We start from the raw sequence: 19952 nt of genomic DNA on the forward strand, positions 1-19952 counted from the left end.
CGACGACAGGGCGTCGCGGTACCCCCGCGGCGCCCTTGTCGCATCCGGGCGCCCGCGCTTGCCGCGCCCACCGCCCCCGGCTAGCGCGGCGCGATGCCGGCCCTTCCCGCACCGCTCAAAATCCGCGATTTCCGACTCTACTGGCTGGCGCGCTTCGCTGCGGTGATGGCGACGATGGGGATGGTCGTCATCATCGGCTACCAGGTCTATGACGTCGCGCGCGCCGATTACGGCATGTCGATCCGCGAGGCCGCGCTCCAGCTCGGCCTGCTCGGCCTTGCCCAATTCGTCCCGCTGGCGCTGCTCACCCCCGTCGCCGGCTGGGTCGCCGACCGCTTCGAGCGGCGCACCGTGGCGCGCATCGCCAACGCGCTCGACATGCTGGTCGCGCTTGCGCTCGGCTGGTTCACCCACCAGGACGCGCTGACCCTACCCTTGCTGTTCGCGCTCGCCGCGCTGCACGGCGTGGCGCGGGTGTTCGTCGGCCCGGCGATGGCGGCGATCGCGCCCAATATCGTGCCCGCCAAGATCCTGCCCGAAGCGATCGCGCTGAGCTCGATCGCGTGGCAGGCGGCGTCGGTCGGCGGGCCGGCGCTCGGCGGCTTCCTCTACGCCGCCGATCCGGCCTTGCCTTATTGGACCGCGGCCGGGCTGATGGGCTTCGCGATCCTCGCCTTGACCCCGGTCCAGCCGGTCCATCCGCCCGCCATCGCCGGCACCGCCCATCCGCTCAAGCAGATGATCGAGGGCCTCGGCTATGTCCGCCGCCACCGCTTCTTGCTCGGCGCGATCACGCTCGATCTGTTCGCGGTGCTGCTCGGCGGGGCAACGGCGATGCTGCCGGTGTTCGCGCGCGATATTCTCAAGGTCGGCACCGAAGGCCTCGGCCTGCTGCGCGGAGCGCCCGCCGCCGGTGCTGCTTTGCTCGCGCTTTACTACGCCTGGTATCCGCTCAAGACCAATGTCGGGGTCAAGATGCTGCTCGCCGTCGCCGGCTTCGGGGCGATGACGATGGTGTTCGGACTGTCGCAATCGATGCTGCTCAGCCTGGCCGCGCTGGCGCTGCTTGGAATGCTCGACATGCTCTCGGTCTACGTCCGCTCAAGCCTCGTCCAGTTGCACACGCCCGACGCCATGCGCGGCCGGGTGTCGGCGGTGTCGGGGCTCGCCATCTCGGCCTCCAACGAGCTTGGCGAGCTGCAGTCGGGCCTTGCCGCCGCCTTGCTCGGACCGGTCGGCGCGGTGGTCGCCGGCGGCGCCGCGGCGATCGGGGTCGCGGGCCTATGGAGCCTGCTGTTCCCCGAGCTTCGCCGAGCCCGCACCTTCGATCCGCCGGCGCCGCCCGATCCTCTTGAAAAATCGTTCCTAAATTAACGGCAACCAATTTCCTTTGCGGCGTCGTTAACTCCCGCGCGTGCATGGTTCCGCCTTGGACCGAGGTACGGACATGCGTCGAAGTCGATTCGCGACCAGTGATAATCCCCAGCTCTCGAGCGGCGCCCGCTGGCTCGAGGCGCTGTCGTTCGATGTTCGCAATCACGCCGGCGAGGACCAGCCGATCGCCGAGCAAAGGCTCGCCCACCTCGACCACATCCCGATCCTCATCGCCCTCGCCCACGCCGTCTCGGCGGCGCTGATCCTGCTTCACTGCGCGATGCGCGGGCCCGCGGCCGACATCGGCCAGCTCGCCGCGTTCGCCGGCGGCGTGCTCGCGCTCGATATCGGCTGGGCGTTGCTCAACCGCCGCCTCGACCGGATCCGGGTCAGCGCCCGCACCCTCACCTGGTTCATGTGCGCGATGGTCGCGGTCACTACCACTGCCTGGTGCCTGTTCGGCTCGGTCGCCGCCAACGGCGCCACCGCCATCCAGGACATCGCGCTGGCGGTGCTGATCGGCGGCGGCATCGTCGCCTGCGTCGTCGCCGTGATCGGCTCGCCGCCGCTTGCCGTCACCTGCGCTCTGGCCGGAACGATCTGCGCCTCGTGGTTCCAGGATTCGCCGACGCTGACCATCGGCAGCGCCATGCTCAGCCTCGTCTTCGTCGCTTATTCGGTGCTCAGCGCGCGGACCACCATCGACGTCGCGCGCGAACGCCGCTCGCTCGATCAGGAAGCCCACAAGGCGCTTCAGTTCGTCAACGAGTTCGAGACCAGCGGCCGCGGCTGGTTCTGGGAGACCAACAGCCAGGGCACATTGTCCTACGTCTCGCAGCAGCTCGCGGACGATTTCGAATGCCAGCCCGAGGCGTTGTTCGGCCGCCAGTTCAACGACCTCTTGTCAGTCGACAGCGGCGCCGAGGCCGGCCTGCGCGAGGACCGCACGCTCGGCTTCCACCTTTCCGCCCGCTTCCCGTTCAGCGACGTCGTGGTGCGCGCCGCGACCAACGAGGACATCCACTGGTCCTTGTCCGGCAATCCGATCTTCGACGCCAACGGCCGCTTCATGGGCTTCCGGGGGATCGGCACCGACCTCACCGAGCAGCGCCGCTCTGAGCAGGAGATCAGCCGCCTCGCCCGCTTCGACTCTTTGACCGGCCTGCCCAACCGCGCGATGATGCGCCAGACCCTCGAGGAAGCGCTGCGCAATGCCGCCCGCCGCCAGAAGGGCTGCGCTCTGTTCCTGATCGATCTCGACCGCTTCAAGAACGTCAACGACACGCTCGGCCACCCGATCGGCGACGCGCTGCTGCGCCAGGTCGCTGACCGCCTCAAGCTGGTGATGGGCAATCACGGCCAGGTCGGGCGATTGGGCGGCGACGAGTTCAAGGCCGTCCTCCCCGGAACGGTCGAGACCGGCCTCTTAGAAGCGCTCGCCAAGACCCTCATCGAGCAGGTCTCGCGGCCCTACATGATCGAGGGCCACAAGGTCTCGATCGGCGCCTCGGTCGGAGTCGCGATCGGCGATCCCGGGCGCGGCTGCGCCGATGCCCTCATCCGCAACGCCGACCTCGCGCTCTACGCTGCCAAGGCCGCCGGGCGCGGCAAGCACTGCTTCTACGAACAGTCGATGCACTCCGAGGCGACCGACCGCCAGGCGCTCGAGAACGACCTTCGCTCCGCGCTCGACCGCGGCGAGCTATCGGTCGTCTACCAGCCGATCGTCCGCTCCGCCGGCGAGGACGTGTGCGGGTTCGAGGCGCTGGTCCGCTGGGACCATCCGGTGCGCGGCCCCATCTCCCCGGCCAAGTTCATTCCGCTCGCCGAGGAATGCGGGATGATCGAGAAGATCGGCACCTTCGTGCTCGAAACCGCGGTCGAGGAGGCGACCCATTGGCCCGACACCGTCCGGGTCGCGGTCAACCTTTCGCCGATCCAGTTCAACAATCCGGCGATCGTCGCCACCGTCGCCGCCGCGCTCGAGACCCACCGCCTGCGCTCCGAGCGGCTCGAGCTCGAGATCACCGAGGGCGTGTTCCTCGCCGATTCCGACGCCACCGACGAAACCTTCGCCAATCTGAAATCTCTCGGCGTGCGCCTCGCGCTCGACGATTTCGGGACCGGCTATTCCTCGCTCGGCTATTTGAAGAAGGCGCCGTTCGACAAGATCAAGATCGACCAGAGCTTCGTGCGCGGCGCCGCCTCCACCTCGTCGCGCAACGCCGCCATCATCCGCGCCATCGTCAGCCTCGCCGAGAGCCTCGGCATGGACACTACCGCCGAGGGCGTCGAGACCCACGACGACCTCCAGCTGATCCGCGAGCTCGGCGTCAGCCAGATCCAGGGCTTCATCTTCGGCCGCCCCGGAGCGTCCGACAAGGCGCGCGAGCTGGCCAGCCAGGCAAGCGTCGAGGCCGACGGCTTCTCCTGCGTGCGCGAGCCGCGCCAGAGCCTGATGCGCCGCGCCGTCGCCGCCATCGACGGCACCCCGACCGAGGTGCGGCTGCGCAACATCTCGTCGCACGGAGCGCTGGTCGAATGCCCCGCGCCGGTCGCGCCCGGCGTCCATCTGACGCTCGACATCGTCGGCGTCGGCCCGGTCACCGGCACCGTGCGCTGGGCCCACGCGACCCGCTTCGGCCTCAAGTTCGACGAGGAATTCGAGCTTCGCCGCCTGTCCCCCCGCCGCGACAAGCTCAACGACGTCACCATGCTCCGCCCCTGGTACGTGCCGGGTGAGCAGAAGGCGGCAGTCTAAGCCGCCGAGCGCAGTGAGGCCGGCGCGCAGCGTCGCCCGAACAGCGCGAAGAGACGGCGAAGCCCGGACGGCCTTCGGTCGAAGACCGACAGGACCGACGGCGCGGGATTGACTCCCGCGCCTCCCCTAGCGGTGGAGGGGTAAGCCCTAAAACGCCTCGACCGGCATCGCCATCACCGCGTCCGCCCCGGCCTCGACCTTGCGCCGAAGCGCCCCGGCCGCGGCCAGCTCGTACACCGCATAAAAGCGCGCGGTCGCCAGCTTGGCCTCGTGGAACGCGCGGTCCTCGCCGTCGGCATCCTTGAGCCGCGCCGACGCCGCCGCCATGCGCAGCCACATCCAGCCCAGGCTGACCAGCCCCATCAGCTCCATATAGGCATAGGCGCCCGCCCCGGCGTTGTTGGGATCGGCCATGCCGTTCTGCGCCAGCCACATCGTTGCGCCCTGCAGATGGCCGACCGCCTTCTCCAGCGGCTCGGCCAGCCCCGCCGGGTCGCCCGCCGCCTTGGCGTCGGCGATGTCGCGCGCCAGCACCTCGAAGAACGCCCGCACCCCGCGCCCGCCGTCCTTGGCCAGCTTGCGGCCGACCAGGTCCATCGCCTGGACGCCGTTGGTGCCCTCGTAGATCTGGGCGATCCGCACGTCGCGCACGAACTGCTCCATGCCCCATTCGGCGATATAGCCGTGGCCGCCGAACACCTGCTGCATGTCTACCGTGGTCTCGAACCCGCGGTCGGTGAGATAGCCCTTGATCACCGGGGTCAGCAGCGACACCAGATCGTCGGCCGCCAGCCGCTCCTCCTCGGTCTGCGCTTTCCGCGTCAGATCGACCTGCAGCGATCCCCACAGGATCAGCGCCCGCGCGCCCTCGTTGAACGCCCGCGCCCGCATAAACATGCGCCGCACGTCGGGATGGACGAACAGATTGTCGGCGCTCGCCGACGAGTCGCGGTCCTCGGGCTTCAGCGCCCGCCCCTGGCGCCGGTCCTTGGCGTACTGGACCGCGTTCTGATAGGCGACCTCGCCCTGCGCCAGGCCCTGCAGCCCGACCCCCAGCCGCGCCGCGTTCATCATGATGAACATCGCCGCCAGGCCCTTTTCGGCCTCGCCGACCAGCCAGCCCGTCGCCCCGTCGTAATTCATCACGCAGGTCGAATTGCCGTGGATCCCCATCTTGTGCTCGATCGACCCGCACTGGACCGCGTTGCGCTCCCCCGGCGAGCCGTCTTCGCCCACCAGATATTTGGGCACCAGGAACAGCGAAATGCCCTTCACATTGTCCGGCGCGCCCTCGATCTTGGCCAGCACCATGTGGATGATGTTCTCGGCAAGGTCGTGCTCGCCCGAGGAGATGAAGATCTTGGTGCCCGTAATCGCATAGCTGCCGTCGCCGTTCGGCTTGGCCTTCGATTTGAGCAGCCCGAGGTCGGTCCCGCAATGCGGCTCGGTGAGGTTCATCGTGCCGGTCCACGTGCCCGCCACCATCTTCGGCAGATAGGTCGCCTTGAGCTCGTCCGATCCCTTGACCAGCAGCGCCGCGATCGCGCCCTGGGTCAGGCCGTTGTACATTTCGAAGCTGTGGTTGGCCGATCCGAAATATTCGGCGACCGCCGTGCCGAGCACCGACGGCAGCCCCTGCCCGCCAAATTCCTCGGGCGCGTGGAGCGTCGTCCAGCCGCCGGCGACGAACTGGTCCCACGCCGCCTTGAATCCCGGCGGGGTGGTCACCGACCCGTCCTCGTGGCGCGTGCAGCCTTCGGTGTCGCCGACCCGGTTCAACGGCGCCAGCACCTCGCCGCAAAACCGCCCGCCCTCGGTCAATATCGCCTCGACCAGGTCGCTCGAGGCGTTGGCGAAGCCGGGGAGGTTGTCGTAGCGGCCGAGCTCGACGATGTGCTCGAGGACATATTGGGTATCGCGCACGGGCGCGGAATAGGCCGGCATGGTCAGCTCTCCGTATTGTCGGTCGAAGAAATCTCGCCCTTCAGCAGGCGGATGAAGTCGCTAAGTTCGGCGATCGTGGCGTCGATGTCGACTCGCTGGCGCGCCAGCCGGTCGACCTGCTCCTGGCAGCGTTCGATGGTCTTGACCCGCTGGGTCTCGCGCCCGTCGCCGATGTCATAAAGGTCGAGCAATTCCTTGATGTCGGCCAGGCTCAGGCCGACTCGCTTGCCGCGCAGGATCCACGCCAGCCGAGCCCGGTCGCGCTCGGTGTAGAGGCGCGCCGTCCCGCGCCGCTCCGGCGCGATCAGCTCCTCGTCCTCGTAGAAGCGCAGCGCCCGGGCCGTCACCCCGAACGCCTCGCACATCTCCCCGATCGAATAGCGCCGAGCAGTCAGCATCCCCCGCCGCTACCTTACGCTTCCGTTAGGGTCAACCTGACCAAAGGCCGGATTCGCTGGTGGATTCGCGGCGCGGCCGGACTATATGACGCTCCCGCCGGCCGAGACCCGACCCATGCTGACGACCAATCCGTTCGACGGCGACTCGTTGCACGAAGAGTGCGGCGTGTTCGGCATTTACGGTGCGGACAATGCGTCGGGCTTCGTCGCGCTCGGGCTGCACGCGCTCCAGCATCGCGGGCAGGAGGCGGCGGGCATCGTCAGCTATGACGGCGACCACTTCCACGCCCACCGCGCGATGGGCCATGTCGCTGGCAATTTCGACCGCGCCGAGATCGTCGCCAAGCTCGCCGGCGCGCACGCCATCGGCCACAACCGCTATTCGACCACCGGCGAGACCGCGCTCAGGAACGTCCAGCCGCTGTTCGCCGATCTTGCCAGCGGCGGCTTCGCGGTCGCCCACAACGGCAACCTCTCCAACGCGCTGGCGCTGCGCAAGCGGCTGGTCCAGCGCGGCTCGATCTTTCAATCAACCAGCGATACCGAGGTCATCATCCACCTCGTTGCGACCTCGTCCTACGACGCGCCGATCGACCGGCTGGTGGACGCGCTGAAGCAGGTCGAGGGCGCCTATTCGCTGCTCATCCTGACCCCCGACGGCCTGGTCGCCTGCCGCGATCCGCTCGGCATCCGCCCGCTGGTAATGGGCGAATTGAACGGCGCGACCATCTTCGCCTCGGAAAGCGTCGCGCTCGACGTCATCGGCGCGACTTTCGTGCGCGAGATCGATCCGGGCGAGATGGTGCTGGTCGGCGAAACCGGCGTGCGCTCGCTGCGCCCGTTCGCCGCCCAGCGGCCGCGGCCGTGCATCTTCGAACATGTCTATTTTGCGCGGCCCGATTCGATCGTTGACGGCACCTCGGTCTACCAGGTGCGCAAGAACATCGGCGCGGTGCTCGCACGCGAGGCGCCGGTCGAGGCCGATTTCGTCGTTCCGGTGCCCGACAGCGGGGTGCCCGCGGCGATCGGCTACAGCCAGGAGAGCGGCATTCCGTTCGAGCTCGGAATCATCCGCTCGCACTATGTCGGCCGCACCTTCATCCAGCCGAGCCAGGAGATCCGCCGGCTGGGCGTCAAGCTCAAGCACAACGCCAACAGCGCGCTGATCCGCGGCAAGCGCATCGTGCTGATCGACGATTCGATCGTGCGCGGCACGACCAGTATGAAGATTGTGCAGATGATGCGTGATGCCGGCGCGTCCGAGGTCCATCTGCGCATCGCTTCGCCGCCGACTGCCCACTCGTGCTTCTACGGGGTCGATACGCCCGAGCGGTCCAAGCTGCTCGCCGCCAACCGCGACGTCGCGGCGATGCGCGACTTCATCGGCTGCGACAGCCTTGCGTTCATCACCATCGGCGGCCTCTATCAAGCGCTCGGCGACGAGCGGGACGTTTCGGCTCCGCAACGGTGCGACGCCTGCTTCACCGGCCTCTACCCGACCCCCCTCACCGACCACCCGCAAAGCGCCAGCGATCTCCAGCAGGAAGCCATCGCCGAGGCCAAATCCAACAGCCGCGCCACCGCGATCTAGGAAACCACTGCAATGTCCACTCCGCCGCCATTTCAAGGCAGACTAGCGCTCGTCACCGGCGCCAGCCGCGGCATCGGCGCCGCCACCGCCGAAGCCCTCGCCGCGGCCGGCGCGCACGTCGTCCTCGTCGCCCGCACCGCCGCTGCGCTCGAGGAGGTCGAGGACCGCATCCACGCCGCCGGCGGCAACGCCACCATCGCCCCGCTCGACCTCGCCGAGCGCGACCACATCACCAAGCTCGCCGAAGCGATCGGCGGGCGGTGGGGCAGCCTCGACCTGCTCGTGCTCAACGCCGCGATGCTCGGCAGCCTGTCGCCGGTCGAACATCTCGACCCCAAGGAACTCGAGAAGGTCTTTCGCCTCAACCTGTTCGCCAACCAGGCGCTGATCGCCGCCTTCGACCCGATGCTCCGCCGCGCGACACGGGCCGATATCGTCGGCATCACCTCGTCGGTCGGCGCCGAGCCCCGCGCCTTCTGGGGCGGCTACGGCGCGTCGAAGGCGGCACTCGAAAACATGCTGCTTAGCTACGCCGACGAAACGGCCCACGCCGGCAAAATCCGGGTCCACATCGTCGACCCCGGCGCGACCCGCACCCGCATGCGCCAGCTCGCTTTCCCGGGCGAGGAGCCGGCCAGCCTCAAGCCGCCCGAAGCCGTCGCCGCGGCGATCGTCGCCCAGCTGGACGGCGACGCAGCGACCGGAAGCCGGCTGAGGGTCGAAGGCTAGGCCCGCGCGAAGCGGGTCAGGCGCCGCACCGGATCCGCCTCGGTCAGCGTTAGCGTCACCGCCTCGCCCAGCGCCAGCCCGTCGCCGGGGATGCGGGTCACCACCGGGTCGCTGCACAATTGCACCCGAGCGCCGCGCTGATCGATGTCGGTCACCCTTCCCTCGAAGCGGTCGCCCACCCGCCCCGACAGCACCACCGCCTCGGCAAGTTCGATCACCGCCGAATCGATCTGCGCCGCCCGCGCATCGGCGCGGTCCATCGTCTCGGCGAGCGGCGCGAAGGCCGCCTCGATCGGCTCAGGCACCGAGCGCCCATTGGCCACCGCAAGCGCGGCTTCATTGACATAGCGATCGGCCAGCCGGCGCAGCGGCGCAGTGGCATGGACGTAGGTCGCCGCCACCGCCGAATGCCACGGCACGACGCCCGGCTGGAAGGGGGCGTAGCCCGCGTCCTGCCCGGCGCGGCGGATGGCGAGCATGAATGCCGCGTGCTTCGGATCGGCCGGGTCGAGCCCACGCTCGAATTGCTCGAGCCCGATGTTGGCCGGCCACTCAAGCCCGAACGCAGTGGCTGAATGGCGCAGTCGCTTGATCGCCTTCTTGCCCGGCTCGGCCATCGTCCGGAACAAGCCGGCGCCGTGCGCCAGCAGAGACTGCGCGATGGCGAGGTTAGCGGCGAGCGACAGCGCCGCGTTGCAACGCTCGACCGGCGACATCGGCCGGAAGCCGAGCACGAAGCCGCGCTCCGAGCGGCGTAGCTCCTGCTGCGGCGGATCCGTCCGCCATGCGCCGCGGTGAAGCTCCGCCGCCGCCACCCGCCGTGCAAGTTCGTCGAACCCGTCGGGCAGGTCGGCGGCGGTGACGGTCGCGTAGCCGAGCTTGGCGCGGCTCCGGATCCGCGCGCGCTCGACCGCTTGAAGACTGGCCTGGCCGTCGCCCGCCACACGCACGGTGAAGATGACCGCCGGACGCTCTCCGTCGGGCAGCAGGCTAGCCGCGCCCTCGCTCAGCGCCGCGGGATAGAGCCGCACCTTGTCATCGGGGAGATAGATGGTGACACCGCGCGCCCAAGCCTCGCGATCGATGGGATCGTCCGGCGACACGAACCAGCCGACATCGGCGATGGCGTAATGCAGGATCAGATCGCCGCCCGACCGCTCGATCGCGAACGCCTGGTCGAGATCGGTCGAGCTGACCGGATCGAGCGTCACGAACGGGACGGACGTGCGGTCAGCGTGCGCATCGAGCGGGCGGCGCGCGGCGGCTTCGGCAGCCGCTTCGACCTCGGCCGGAAACGCGCCGGGAAGCTTATATTGGCCGCGGATCGCATCGAGGCCGGCGGCCAGCGCGCCCGACCAATCCTTGATCGTCTTCACCGCTTCACCAGCGTCACCTGCGCGACATCGATCCCGCCGCCGCGGAAGCCGCCTTCGCAATACATCAGATAATAGCGCCACAGCCGGTGGAAAGCCGGGCTGAAGCCGTCGAGCCGGCCCTCGGCCACGGCCGCATCGTAGCGCTCACGCCAAGCGCGCAAGGTCTTCGCATAGTCAAGACCGAAGCCGCTGCTGCGGTCGGTCCAGCCAAGCCCACGCGCCTCGGCGAGGGCCCGAAAACGCGGCTCGTGAATCAGCATTCCGCCTGGAAAGATGTAGGCCTGAATGAAATCGGCCGAGGCCGCGTAGCGGTCAAACAGTTCGGGGCGGATTAGGATGAATTGGAGCGCGGCGCGGCCGCCGGGCTTCAGATTGGCGGCGACGGCGTCGAGATAGGCCGGCCACCAGCGCTCGCCGACCGCCTCGACCATCTCGACCGAAGCAATGGCACCGAACTCTCCGCGCACGGCGCGATAGTCCTCGAGGCGGAAATTGACGCGTTCGGCCATGCCCGCGTCGGCGACGGCGCGATCGGCCCAATCCTTCTGCTCGGAGCTCAAGGTGAGGCCGGTGACCTCCGCGCCCCGGCGTGCGGCCGCGATCGCGAGGCCGCCCCAACCGCAGCCGATTTCCAACAGTCGCGCGCCCGGGTGGATGTCCAGTCGGTCAAGCAGTCGGTCGACCTTGCGCCGCTGGGCTGCTTCGAGGTCCTTGTCGCCATCGAACATTGCCGAGCTGTAGGTCATGCTCGGGTCGAGCCAAGCGCGGTAGAAGTCGTTGCCGAGATCGTAGTGCGCGGCGATGTTGCGGCGTGCCCGGCCCGGAGCATTGTCGCGCCATTGATGGGCCGCCCAGTTGATCAGCCTGAAAGGACCCTTGGCGCGGGCCGTGCCGCCGAGGCTGGCGGCGTTGCGCATGAACAGGTCAAACAGCGGCACCGGGTCGGGCGACGACCATTCGCCGCGTTCCCACGCCTTGTACCAGCCGACCGATCCGGATGTTGCAAGGCGGACCAGCGCCATCCAGCTCGCGAGCTTAACGACCGGCTCTGGGCCCGGGGCGTGGAAGCCGAGCCGACGCTGGCTGCCGTCGGGCAAGGTCGCATGGATTCCGCCCGCTTCGAGGCGCCGGTCGAGCTGGTCGAGCACGCGTGCGAAGGCTGGGGCGGCGAGGCGCCCGACCAGGCCGGCGCCGGTGGCAAAGCCGCGGTCGGCCTTCAGCAGGTGCTCACCTCGGGTCGCCATTGGCGCCACTATCCGCGCGGCGTCCGACAAGTCGAGAGCCGTTAGCTGCCAGCGCGGGAAAGTGCCCGTTCGCGCGCCGCACGATGGCCGATCAGCGGCTCGGGATAGTTGCGGACACCGTTAGGCTCATGAATCGCCTCATCGTCGAGTTCCGTGAGTTCCGGCACCCAGCGGCGGATGTAGTCGGCGGCGCCGAATTTCCGCGACTGGACGAGGGGCGCCATCATCCGCTGCCACGGCTGGCTGTCGATGCCGGTCCCGGCGATCCACTGCCAGTTGAGGCTGTTGTTACCATAGTCGGCGTCGACCAGCGTATCCCAGAACCAAATCGCGCCACGCCGCCAGTCGATCAGCAAATGCTTCACCAGGAAACTGGCGGCGATCATCCGGACGCGATTGTGCATCCATCCGGTGGACCACAATTGGCGCATTCCGGCGTCGACGATCGGATAGCCGGTGCGTCCCCTGGTCCAGGCTCTGAAGTCGGAGTCGGCGGAGCGCCCTTCGCGAGCCGCGACCCGCCGGGCGCGCTGGTCGCGGTTGCCGATCTCGGGATCGGCGAGGATCGCGCTCCGCGCGAAGTCACGCCACGCCAGCTCCTTTCGGAACTTCGCCGAGTCTTCGCTAGTCAGCGTGTGCCAAACCCGGCGCGGGCTGATCTCGCCGAAATGCAGATGCGCGGAAAGGTTGGAGGTGCCGACCTCGGACGGCAGGTCGCGGCGGCGGGCATAATCGGCGGCTTCGGCGGCGAAGCGCTCGAGGTGAGCCAGCGCGCCGGCTTCGCCCGGCCCCCAAACCGAAAAGCCCTTGGCCCAATCGGGGCAGGTCGGACGAAGGCCCCAGTCTTGCAATTGATCGCTGGCAGGGCGGCGCTCAGGCGCTGCGAGACGTGCGGGCGCGGGGACGGGCTCTGCCACCGAATGAGCCGACAGTGCGCGGTGGAACGGCCCGTAGATCCGATAGGGCTTGCCGGCTCCGGAGCGCAGCTCATCGAGCGGGACGAGCGTATCGCCTTCGTGGAGCTCGAGCCGATCGCCGAGCGCTGCCTCGGCCGCGCGCCACCACGACTCGTAGTGGCGTGTCGCGTGGATGGCCGAAGCACCCATTTCGTCGGCGACCTGACCGACAATTTTGGCGGCGGGGCCACGGCGCAGGACCAGGGCACCGCCACGGCGCTCGAGATCGCCGCCTAATGCGGCGAGACTGTGATGAAGCCACCAGCGCTGCGCGCCGCCGATCGCCCACTCGCCGGGCGTTTCGTCGTCGAGCACATAGAGCGCGACAAACGGGCCACCGTCGGCCGCCGCCGCGATTGCCGGCTGATCGTCGAGCCGGAGGTCTTGGCGGAGCCATACAAGCGAGGGTCGGGTCATACTTCCTCAACGCGTCACACCGTCGTTGGTGTGGGCGGGATTTGGCCGGTATCTAGCAGGGCAGCGCGAGCCGCGTTTCGTGCGACAGCCGCGAGTTGCGGCGATCGCCGTAACGCGCGTCGCTGACCAGGACGCGCGCCGAGCAACGGCCGCGTTCGACATAGGCTTGCGGCAGCACCGACCAGCCGAGGAAGTGTCGCAGCGCGGAGTCGGCGTCGCGTGCGTCATGGACCAGCGGATGGTCCATGCCGCTCGGCGCGCAGGCACTCACCTCGCCGAGACCGGCGCGAATGGTAAACCTGGCGCGGCGATAACAATCGCCTTGGCGCCACACCATTTCGCGGCGCCAGGAGAGGATGGGATCGGGCGAGGCAAAGATCGCGGTCGCGTCCGGCGCGGCCAACAGCACGCGCTCGCGTGCGGTCTGGGTGAGGCCGAGGTTGAAGGCGATGTAGGCCAGGGCCGCGCCGACCGCGAGTTGCGGGACGCGGCGCCATTCGCGACCGACCTTCTCCCGCCCGCGCGACCAGGCGATCGCGAGCGACAGTAGCGACCACAGCCAGACGTCGATGATGAACAGGCTGTCGGCGTGAAACCACGCGCCGGAGAATGGCGAGAGCAACTGGACCGAATAGGTCGTCTGGAGGTCGAGCAACGGGTGGGTGAGCGCACCAAGATAGCATAGGCCGAGCAGGCGCAGCGGATGCAGTTCGAGCCCCGAATTGAATCGAGCGCCGCGGGCGACCTGCCAGCGGTCGAGGCCTAGCAGCAGGCCGAACAGCAGCGGCGCGGAGAGCACGATCCCGAGGACGCCGTGGGTGAAGCCACGATGCATCGCCAGCGGCTCCCACGGGACACTGCCGAAGAACACGTCGATGTCGGGCATGTTGGCGCCGAGGATTAGCGCCGCGAGGCCCTTGCGGGTGGTCGTCTTCAGCCCCGCCTGGCCGAGCGCCCAGCCGGCCAGGCTGTGGGTGAAATTGTCCATAAGAGGCTGCCGGCTTTTAGCGCCCGGCGGCTGGCGGAGGCGTTGGTGCGGGCTTGGTCTCCGTGCGCTTGGGGGCTTCGCCCTTGATCACCGCGCGGGCGACTGCCAACCGTTCGCCAACCGGAACCGCGTTGAGCATCGCCACCACGGAGGCGGTGAGCTGCGCGCGGTATTCGGCATTGAGCCGATCACGCTCCGCCAACGCGGCCTTCAGCGCATCGAGATTGAGCGGCTCCGCCACCAGTACTTGATCGATGGCTCTCTGGTTCTGCTCGAGGGCCTGACGGTTCGCGGCCTGGCGATCGGCATTGGCCTTACGCGCCGCGACGATCCGCTCAAGCGATTCGGGACTTAAGCCAATCGGAGCGCGTTCCCGTTCCGGAGCGGCTGGCTCGGGAGGCGGGGCCTGCTTGGCGGCGGGCGCGTAGATGATCGTCGGGTTGGCCGCGGGTGACGCGGGCTGCACCGGTGCCGGGCGGTAGATCGTGGTCGGGTTCGGCGCGGGCGTCGGTGCGGGCTGGCCGGGCGCGGCGACGACCGGACGGACCTTGATCGGCGGCGGATCGAGCGGGGCGTCCGCCTGGAGAGCGGCAAGCAGGAAGTACAGGCTCATTCGGGTCGCGGCTCCTTGTCGACTTGCCAGGTCTGGCCCTTGCTGACGAGCTTCTGGATGTCTGGCAATTTGCCCTCGGCTGCTGCCCGGTTCTGCTCGATCACCGCAGCTTCGAAAGTCGGCGCCGGGTCTTCGTAGATCACGCCGAGCGCGACCGGGAAGGCGCTGGCCGGCATCTCGACCAGCATGTGCGCGACGCTGCGGTTTTTCGGGTCATGGACCAGCACCTCGGGATCGTCGCCGGCGACGACCTTGAGCGCCAGCGCCTCGCGGTCGAGGGCGATACCCTTGGCACCGCCGGCGAATAGCATCGGCTCGCCCGGCACCAGCCACAATTGTTTCTCCGACGCGACCGACCGTTCGGTGAAGGGGGCGAAGACATCGTCGTTGTAGACGATGCAATTCTGGAAGATCTCGACGAAGCTGGCGCCCTTGTGGGCGTGGGCGGCCTTGAGGACATCGACCAGGTTCTTGTGGACGTCGATGCCGCGGGCGACGAAGCGCGCGCCGCTGCCGAGCGCGAAAGCGCAAGGGTTCGCGGGACGGTCGACCGAGCCGAACGGGGTCGAGGGGCTGCGCGTTCCGATCCGGCTGGTCGGCGAATATTGCCCCTTGGTCAGGCCGTAGATCTCGTTGTTGAACAGCAGCAGCTGGCAATCGAGGTTGCGGCGCAGCAGGTGCATGGTGTGGTTGCCGCCGATGCTGAGCGCATCACCGTCTCCGGTGATGATCCACACGTCGAGCTCGGGATTGGCGAGCTTGACGCCAGTGGCAACCGCCGGCGCTCGGCCGTGGATGGTGTGGAAGCCGTAGCTGGCCATGTAATAGGGAAAGCGACTCGAGCAGCCGATGCCCGAGACGAAGACGGTCTTTTCGCGGGCGACGCCGAGGTCGGGCATGGTGCGCTGGACCGCCTTGAGGACGGCGTAGTCGCCGCAGCCCGGGCACCAGCGGACCTCCTGGTCGCTGGCCCAGTCCTTGGCGGTGAGTTTGGTCATTTCGGTCATCTGAGGAATCCGCCGAACCAGAGGACGAGGAAGACGGTGATCACGAGGAGGAAGATCATCGGCCAGGGGTTGATCGGCTTCATCGCGCGGACCCGCTTAACTTCGCATTTGTCACGCAGGATCGGCCGAAACGGGGACCGGATCGCGAAGTTAGCGCGATCATTGGAGCGCCTCCGCGATCGCCGCCTCGATCTCGGCGGTCCGGAACGGATGGCCGCTGACCTTGGTAAGGGGCCGGGCGTCGACCAGATACTGGTCGCGAAGCACGGTCTTCAGCTGGCCGGAGTTCATCTCCGGCACCAGGATACGCCCAAAGCCCTTGAGTAGGACAGCCATATTTTTCGGCATCGGCGCGATGTGGCGCAGGTGAACATGGGCGACGTCGTGGCCGGCCGCGAGCGCCCGGCGCACCGCCTGATGGATCGGCCCGAAGGTCGAGCCCCATCCGACGACGGCGAGCGCCGCGCCCTCCCGGCCGAGGCAGATGTCCTGGTCCGGAATCGAATCCGCGACATTGGCGTTCTTCTGCGCGCGAAGCCGGGTCATCTCGGCGTGGGCGGCCGGCGAATAGTCGATATTGCCCGAGCCCGGCGCCTTTTCGATTCCGCCGATGCGATGCTCCAGCCCCGGCGTACCCGGCTTGATCCACGGCCGCGCCAGATCGTCGTTGCGGGCATAGGGCATGACCCCCTCCCCTTCGGCCGGGAGCGTGTCGTAGAAATGGACCGGGAACGGCGCATAGCCGGCCATGTCCGGCACCCGCCACGGCTCGGCGGCGTTAGCGATGTAGCCGTCGGTCAGCAACATCACCGGAGTCATGTAGCGGGTCGCGATCCGCACCGCCTCGATCGCGCAGTCGAACGCGTCGGCCGGCGAGCGCGCGGCGATCACCGGCAGCGGCGCGTCGCCGTTGCGGCCGTAGACCGCCTGGTAGAGATCCGACTGCTCGGTCTTGGTCGGGAGGCCGGTCGACGGCCCGCCGCGCTGCGAATTGACGATCACCAGCGGAAGCTCGGTAATCACCGCCAGCCCCATCGCCTCGCCCTTGAGCGCGATGCCCGGGCCGGACGAGGAGGTGACTCCGAGCTGGCCGGCATAGCTGGCGCCGATCGCCGCGCAGATCGCCGCGATCTCGTCCTCCGCCTGGAAAGTGGTGATGCCATATTCCTTCAACCGCGACAGCGAATGGAGGATCGGCGAGGCCGGAGTGATCGGATAGGAGCCGAAGAACATCTTCAAGCCCGCCAGCTGCGAGCCGGCGACCAGGCCGAGGGCAAGCGCCTCGGCGCCGGTGACGGTGCGGTAGAGGCCCGGCTCGGACGGCGCGGCGGCGATGTGGGTCTGGCGCACCTGGCCGCCGATCTCGACCGTCTCGCCATAGGCATGGCCGGCGTTGAGCGCGGCGATATTGGCCTCGGCCAGCTCGGGCGCCTTGGCGAACTTGGTCTTGAGCCATTCGACGATCGGGGCGCGGTCGCGGTCGAACATCCACAGGGCCAGGCCGAGCGTCCACATGTTCTTGCAGCGCAGCGCTTCCTTGTTGCCGAGGCCGAACGGCTTCACCGCCTCGAGCGTCAGCTGCGAGATGTTGAAATGAACCAGCGTCCAGCGCGCCAGGCTGCCATCCTCGAGCGGGCTCGCCTCATAGCCCGCCTTGGCGAGGTTGCGCTGGGTGAACTCGCCCTCGTCGGCGATGATCAGGCCGCCCTCGCGCAGATGCTCGACATTGGTCTTCAGCGCCGCCGGGTTCATCGCCACCAGCACGTCGGGCTGGTCGCCGGCGGTGTCGATCGCGCAGCTTCCGAAATTGATCTGGAAGGCGGAGACGCCGAACGTCGTGCCCTGCGGCGCCCGGATTTCGGCCGGGAAATCGGGGAAGGTCGAAAGGTCGTTGCCGGCGAGCGCGGTGGACAAAGTGAACTGGCCGCCGGTCAATTGCATGCCGTCGCCGCTGTCACCCGCGAAACGGACGACGACCGCCTCGCGCGGCGGGTGGGCGCGGCTTTCGGCTTCGGTGACGAGATGGGTGGCCGAAGCCATGACGATCCTTCGATTGGTCCGGGTGTTGCCGTCCTAATAGGAGCCGCCACCGCCGAGCGCCACCGTTTCGACGCATAAGGGCTTTAGGCCTGGACCCGGCCCGGCCCCGCGAGGGCGAATCACTTATGTGAGCGGGTTTGCAGGGCGAAGTTGATCCAGTTTAGTGGAATGCCCGCCACATTTCCGCTAAGCCTTTGAGGGGACTGGGGAAAAATTCGATGAACGAAAGTCTGTACTTCGAGCGCCGGGCCGCTCAGGAGGCTGCCGCCGCGGCGCGCGCCAAGTGCCCGAAGGCAGAAGCCGCGCACCGCATCATCGCCGAGCGCTATGCCGCCATCGCCCGCGAGCTGGCGATCGCCGAGCGCATCGAGCGCTGCGCCTCCGACCGGACCAGCGCGCCGGACAGCGCCGCCGCCTAAGCCCCGGCCGCCGCGGTGCCGCGCGGCCTTTGCAAGATTCGCCGGAAACGCGCACAACCCGCCGTCGGGGGAGCGTCGATGATCCTGCGCCGGGCGAGCGAGAACATCCGCAAGGAGAATTGGGTCGGGGTCGCGATCGAGTTCGTGCTAGTCGTGCTCGGCGTTTTCTTCGGGATTCTTGCCGCAAACTGGAACGAGGAGCGGCTGGCAAGACGCGAGACGGCCGAGCTGCTTAGCCAGCTGAATGGCGAGCTTGGCGCATTCCAGAATTTCCTCGACAACTTTCCACCTTATTACGCGACGGTCCGATCCTATGCCGGGCGAGCCCAGCGCGGCTGGCGCGGCGACCCAGAGGTGGACGATCGAACCTTCGTCATCGCCGCCTATCAGGCGAGCCAGATCAATGGCGTCGGCAATAATGGCGCGGTGTGGAGCGCGATTTTCGGCGCCGACCGCTTGCGCGAGATCGACGATGCCGTGCTTCGACAGCTGCTCGCCCGGGTGATGACCTTTGATTACACGGTGGTCGATCTGCGGTTTGTATCGAGCCGTTACCGCGAAGAGGTGCGAACCGTGATCCCCGATGCGATCCAGCGCGCGATCCGCGAACGGTGCGGCGATCGCCAGGGGCGACTGGGCTTTACGCTGCCCGAGACATGCGACTTAGCGCTCGAGCCGGAGCTCGCCCGGCAAGCCGCCTCGGCGCTGCGTGCCCGGCCCGACCTTGCCCGCGACCTCAATCGCCACCTCGCGCTGATCGACAACCAGCTCGGCAACATCGCCACGCTGCGCAGCGTGGTCGACCCGCTCCGCGCGAGGCTGCAGGCTTCCGGCGCTGTGCAGCAATGATCTTCAAGCGCCTCTACGCCGATCTGCGCGCGCAGAACTGGCTGGCGATTGCGATCGAATTGGCAATCGTCATCGTCGGCGTGTTCATCGGCGTTCAGGTCGCGAATTGGAACGAGGCGCGGATCGAGAAAGCGGCTACCGAACGAATGCTGGACCAGCTGGTCCCAGAGCTGGGAGCGCAGCTCGAATTCTTCGACAGTGCCGAGGTCTATTTCGCCACGACCAGGCGCTTTGCCGACCAGGCGCTCGCGGCGTGGCAAGGCGACCCGGCGGTGAGCGACGAGCGATTCGTCATTGCCGCCTACCAGGCGACCCAGATCTACGGCATCGGGCTCAATTCCGAAAATTGGACCCTGACCTTTGGCGGCGAGCAGCTGCGCAATATCGAAGATCCGCAGATCCGCCGGAACCTCGAAGTCGTGCTGACCCAGGATTATAGCGTCGTCGAGATCGACGCCGTCGCCACTCCCTATCGCGAGCAGGTGCGGCGGCTGATCCCGATCCGCCTGCAGGACCAGATCCGCCGCGCATGCGGGGATCGCGAACTCCGAAAGGCCGGCACCATCATCTATCAACTCCCGCCGCAATGCTCCGTGCGCCTCGACCCCAAGGAGGCGCACGCAACCGCGGCGGCATTGCGCGCACGGCGCGATCTGCCCGGCGAGCTGAACTGGCATCTTGCGGCCGTCGCGGTGTACGTCGAGAACGCTTTGCCGCTGGAGGACACGATCCGCGCGCTTTATCGCGATCTGAAGGGGCGGAGCCGATGACCGCCGCAGCCCAAAGCTACCGCCGCGGGGTCGGCGTGATGCTGCTCAATGCCGACAAGAAGGTGTGGGTCGGGCGGCGCATCGATAACACCGACGAGGCGTGGCAGATGCCGCAGGGCGGGATCGACCGGGGCGAGGAGCCGTGGGCGACCGCGCTGCGCGAGCTCGAGGAGGAGACCGGGATCGCGCCGCACCTCGTGGAGCGGGTGGCGGACCATCCCGAGCGGCTGCGCTACGAGCTGCCCGAGGAGCTGCGCGCGAGCCTGTGGGGCGGGCGCTGGATCGGGCAGGAGCAGGACTGGTTCCTGGCGCGCTTCCTCGGCCGCGACGAGGACGTCGACATCGCCACCGCCGATCCCGAATTCTGCGACTGGAAGTGGATCGCTCCGGACGAGCTGCCGGGCATCATCGTGCCGTTCAAGCGCGCCATGTACCGGGCGCTGGTCGACAGCTTCCGCGACTGGCTCTAGGGCGGC

General features: G+C 68.2%; 17 protein-coding genes. 8 read left to right on the forward strand and 9 right to left on the reverse strand.

Going from position 1 to position 19952, the window contains the following annotated elements; genetic code table 11:
* Positions 1-93 precede the first annotated feature (93 nt).
* Together D0Z60_RS07175 and D0Z60_RS07180 are read left to right on the forward strand one after the other, a co-directional pair.
* Complete coding sequence (locus D0Z60_RS07175) at positions 94-1374, forward strand: MFS transporter (RefSeq protein ID WP_118857609.1); 1281 nt, start codon at positions 94-96, stop codon at positions 1372-1374.
* Between the two features lie 73 nt (positions 1375-1447).
* Positions 1448-4135, forward strand: coding sequence for an EAL domain-containing protein (locus D0Z60_RS07180; RefSeq protein WP_118857610.1), 2688 nt, complete (start codon positions 1448-1450; stop codon positions 4133-4135).
* A 147-nt stretch (positions 4136-4282) separates the two neighbouring features.
* On the opposite strand, the gene D0Z60_RS07185 is transcribed toward D0Z60_RS07180, so the two are convergent.
* Both D0Z60_RS07185 and D0Z60_RS07190 read right to left on the reverse strand, forming a co-directional pair.
* On the reverse strand, positions 4283-6079 hold the full coding sequence (locus D0Z60_RS07185; RefSeq protein ID WP_118857611.1) for an acyl-CoA dehydrogenase C-terminal domain-containing protein: 1797 nt from the start codon (positions 6077-6079) through the stop codon (positions 4283-4285).
* 2 nt (positions 6080-6081) lie between these two features.
* The gene (locus D0Z60_RS07190) at positions 6082-6477 is read right to left on the reverse strand and encodes a MerR family transcriptional regulator (RefSeq protein ID WP_118857612.1); all 396 of its coding nucleotides are present in this window, start codon (positions 6475-6477) and stop codon (positions 6082-6084) included.
* Between the two features lie 115 nt (positions 6478-6592).
* Here D0Z60_RS07190 and purF point away from each other — a divergent pair, with 115 nt between their 5' ends.
* Both purF and D0Z60_RS07200 read left to right on the forward strand, forming a co-directional pair.
* The gene (gene purF, locus D0Z60_RS07195) at positions 6593-8068 is read left to right on the forward strand and encodes an amidophosphoribosyltransferase (protein WP_118857613.1); all 1476 of its coding nucleotides are present in this window, start codon (positions 6593-6595) and stop codon (positions 8066-8068) included.
* A gap of 12 nt (positions 8069-8080) precedes the next feature.
* Positions 8081-8797 (forward strand): SDR family NAD(P)-dependent oxidoreductase, encoded by a 717-nt coding sequence (locus D0Z60_RS07200; protein WP_118857614.1) that lies wholly within the window; start codon positions 8081-8083, stop codon positions 8795-8797.
* On the opposite strand, the gene D0Z60_RS07205 is transcribed toward D0Z60_RS07200, so the two are convergent.
* From D0Z60_RS07205 to D0Z60_RS07235, 7 genes are all read right to left on the reverse strand, one after another.
* Positions 8794-10173, reverse strand: a complete 1380-nt coding sequence (locus tag D0Z60_RS07205; protein ID WP_118857615.1) for an RNB domain-containing ribonuclease — start codon at positions 10171-10173, stop codon at positions 8794-8796. The two genes, D0Z60_RS07200 and D0Z60_RS07205, sit on opposite strands and share 4 nt — an antisense overlap.
* The gene (locus D0Z60_RS07210; RefSeq protein ID WP_118857616.1) at positions 10170-11417 is read right to left on the reverse strand and encodes an SAM-dependent methyltransferase; all 1248 of its coding nucleotides are present in this window, start codon (positions 11415-11417) and stop codon (positions 10170-10172) included. The genes D0Z60_RS07205 and D0Z60_RS07210 overlap by 4 nt, the downstream gene beginning before the upstream one ends.
* A 41-nt stretch (positions 11418-11458) precedes the next feature.
* Positions 11459-12790, reverse strand: coding sequence for a cryptochrome/photolyase family protein (locus D0Z60_RS07215; RefSeq protein ID WP_118857617.1), 1332 nt, complete (start codon positions 12788-12790; stop codon positions 11459-11461).
* Positions 12791-12842: 52 nt separating this feature from the next.
* Positions 12843-13778, reverse strand: a complete 936-nt coding sequence (locus D0Z60_RS07220) for a metal-dependent hydrolase (RefSeq protein ID WP_118857618.1) — start codon at positions 13776-13778, stop codon at positions 12843-12845.
* Between the two features lie 16 nt (positions 13779-13794).
* The gene (locus D0Z60_RS07225; RefSeq protein WP_118857619.1) at positions 13795-14391 is read right to left on the reverse strand and encodes a periplasmic heavy metal sensor; all 597 of its coding nucleotides are present in this window, start codon (positions 14389-14391) and stop codon (positions 13795-13797) included.
* Entirely contained in the window at positions 14388-15398 is a 1011-nt protein-coding gene (locus D0Z60_RS07230; RefSeq protein WP_118857620.1) for a 2-oxoacid:ferredoxin oxidoreductase subunit beta, read from the reverse strand. Before D0Z60_RS07230 ends, D0Z60_RS07225 begins: the two co-directional genes overlap by 4 nt.
* Positions 15399-15557: 159 nt before the next feature.
* Entirely contained in the window at positions 15558-17438 is a 1881-nt protein-coding gene (locus D0Z60_RS07235) for a 2-oxoacid:acceptor oxidoreductase subunit alpha (RefSeq protein ID WP_118857621.1), read from the reverse strand.
* A gap of 218 nt (positions 17439-17656) precedes the next feature.
* Here D0Z60_RS07235 and D0Z60_RS07240 point away from each other — a divergent pair, with 218 nt between their 5' ends.
* The 4 genes from D0Z60_RS07240 to D0Z60_RS07255 all read left to right on the forward strand — a co-directional run bounded on the left by D0Z60_RS07240 (position 17657) and on the right by D0Z60_RS07255 (position 19946).
* Positions 17657-17857, forward strand: a complete 201-nt coding sequence (locus tag D0Z60_RS07240; protein ID WP_118857622.1) for a hypothetical protein — start codon at positions 17657-17659, stop codon at positions 17855-17857.
* A 78-nt stretch (positions 17858-17935) separates the two neighbouring features.
* Complete coding sequence (locus D0Z60_RS07245; protein WP_118857623.1) at positions 17936-18706, forward strand: hypothetical protein; 771 nt, start codon at positions 17936-17938, stop codon at positions 18704-18706.
* Entirely contained in the window at positions 18703-19476 is a 774-nt protein-coding gene (locus D0Z60_RS07250; protein WP_118857624.1) for a hypothetical protein, read from the forward strand. The genes D0Z60_RS07245 and D0Z60_RS07250 overlap by 4 nt, the downstream gene beginning before the upstream one ends.
* Positions 19473-19946 (forward strand): RNA pyrophosphohydrolase, encoded by a 474-nt coding sequence (locus tag D0Z60_RS07255; protein ID WP_118857625.1) that lies wholly within the window; start codon positions 19473-19475, stop codon positions 19944-19946. Before D0Z60_RS07250 ends, D0Z60_RS07255 begins: the two co-directional genes overlap by 4 nt.
* The last annotated feature ends 6 nt before the right edge of the window (positions 19947-19952 follow it).

It is taken from the genome of Sphingomonas mesophila, assembly GCF_003499275.1.
Lineage (GTDB): Bacteria > Pseudomonadota > Alphaproteobacteria > Sphingomonadales > Sphingomonadaceae > Sphingomicrobium > Sphingomicrobium mesophilum.

What these genes read in the sequence shown, in the direction of transcription:
- D0Z60_RS07175 (WP_118857609.1), top strand. Translation starts at nt 94, where the DNA reads ATGCCGGCCCTTCCCGCACCGCTCAAAATCCGCGATTTCCGACTCTAC.
- D0Z60_RS07180 (WP_118857610.1), top strand. Translation starts at nt 1,448, where the DNA reads ATGCGTCGAAGTCGATTCGCGACCAGTGATAATCCCCAGCTCTCGAGC.
- D0Z60_RS07185 (WP_118857611.1), bottom strand. Translation starts at nt 6,079, where the DNA reads ATGCCGGCCTATTCCGCGCCCGTGCGCGATACCCAATATGTCCTCGAG.
- D0Z60_RS07190 (WP_118857612.1), bottom strand. Translation starts at nt 6,477, where the DNA reads ATGCTGACTGCTCGGCGCTATTCGATCGGGGAGATGTGCGAGGCGTTC.
- purF (WP_118857613.1), top strand. Translation starts at nt 6,593, where the DNA reads ATGCTGACGACCAATCCGTTCGACGGCGACTCGTTGCACGAAGAGTGC.
- D0Z60_RS07200 (WP_118857614.1), top strand. Translation starts at nt 8,081, where the DNA reads ATGTCCACTCCGCCGCCATTTCAAGGCAGACTAGCGCTCGTCACCGGC.
- D0Z60_RS07210 (WP_118857616.1), bottom strand. Translation starts at nt 11,417, where the DNA reads ATGGCGACCCGAGGTGAGCACCTGCTGAAGGCCGACCGCGGCTTTGCC.
- D0Z60_RS07215 (WP_118857617.1), bottom strand. Translation starts at nt 12,790, where the DNA reads ATGACCCGACCCTCGCTTGTATGGCTCCGCCAAGACCTCCGGCTCGAC.
- D0Z60_RS07220 (WP_118857618.1), bottom strand. Translation starts at nt 13,778, where the DNA reads ATGGACAATTTCACCCACAGCCTGGCCGGCTGGGCGCTCGGCCAGGCG.
- D0Z60_RS07225 (WP_118857619.1), bottom strand. Translation starts at nt 14,391, where the DNA reads ATGAGCCTGTACTTCCTGCTTGCCGCTCTCCAGGCGGACGCCCCGCTC.
- D0Z60_RS07230 (WP_118857620.1), bottom strand. Translation starts at nt 15,398, where the DNA reads ATGACCGAAATGACCAAACTCACCGCCAAGGACTGGGCCAGCGACCAG.
- D0Z60_RS07235 (WP_118857621.1), bottom strand. Translation starts at nt 17,438, where the DNA reads ATGGCTTCGGCCACCCATCTCGTCACCGAAGCCGAAAGCCGCGCCCAC.
- D0Z60_RS07240 (WP_118857622.1), top strand. Translation starts at nt 17,657, where the DNA reads ATGAACGAAAGTCTGTACTTCGAGCGCCGGGCCGCTCAGGAGGCTGCC.
- D0Z60_RS07245 (WP_118857623.1), top strand. Translation starts at nt 17,936, where the DNA reads ATGATCCTGCGCCGGGCGAGCGAGAACATCCGCAAGGAGAATTGGGTC.
- D0Z60_RS07250 (WP_118857624.1), top strand. Translation starts at nt 18,703, where the DNA reads ATGATCTTCAAGCGCCTCTACGCCGATCTGCGCGCGCAGAACTGGCTG.
- D0Z60_RS07255 (WP_118857625.1), top strand. Translation starts at nt 19,473, where the DNA reads ATGACCGCCGCAGCCCAAAGCTACCGCCGCGGGGTCGGCGTGATGCTG.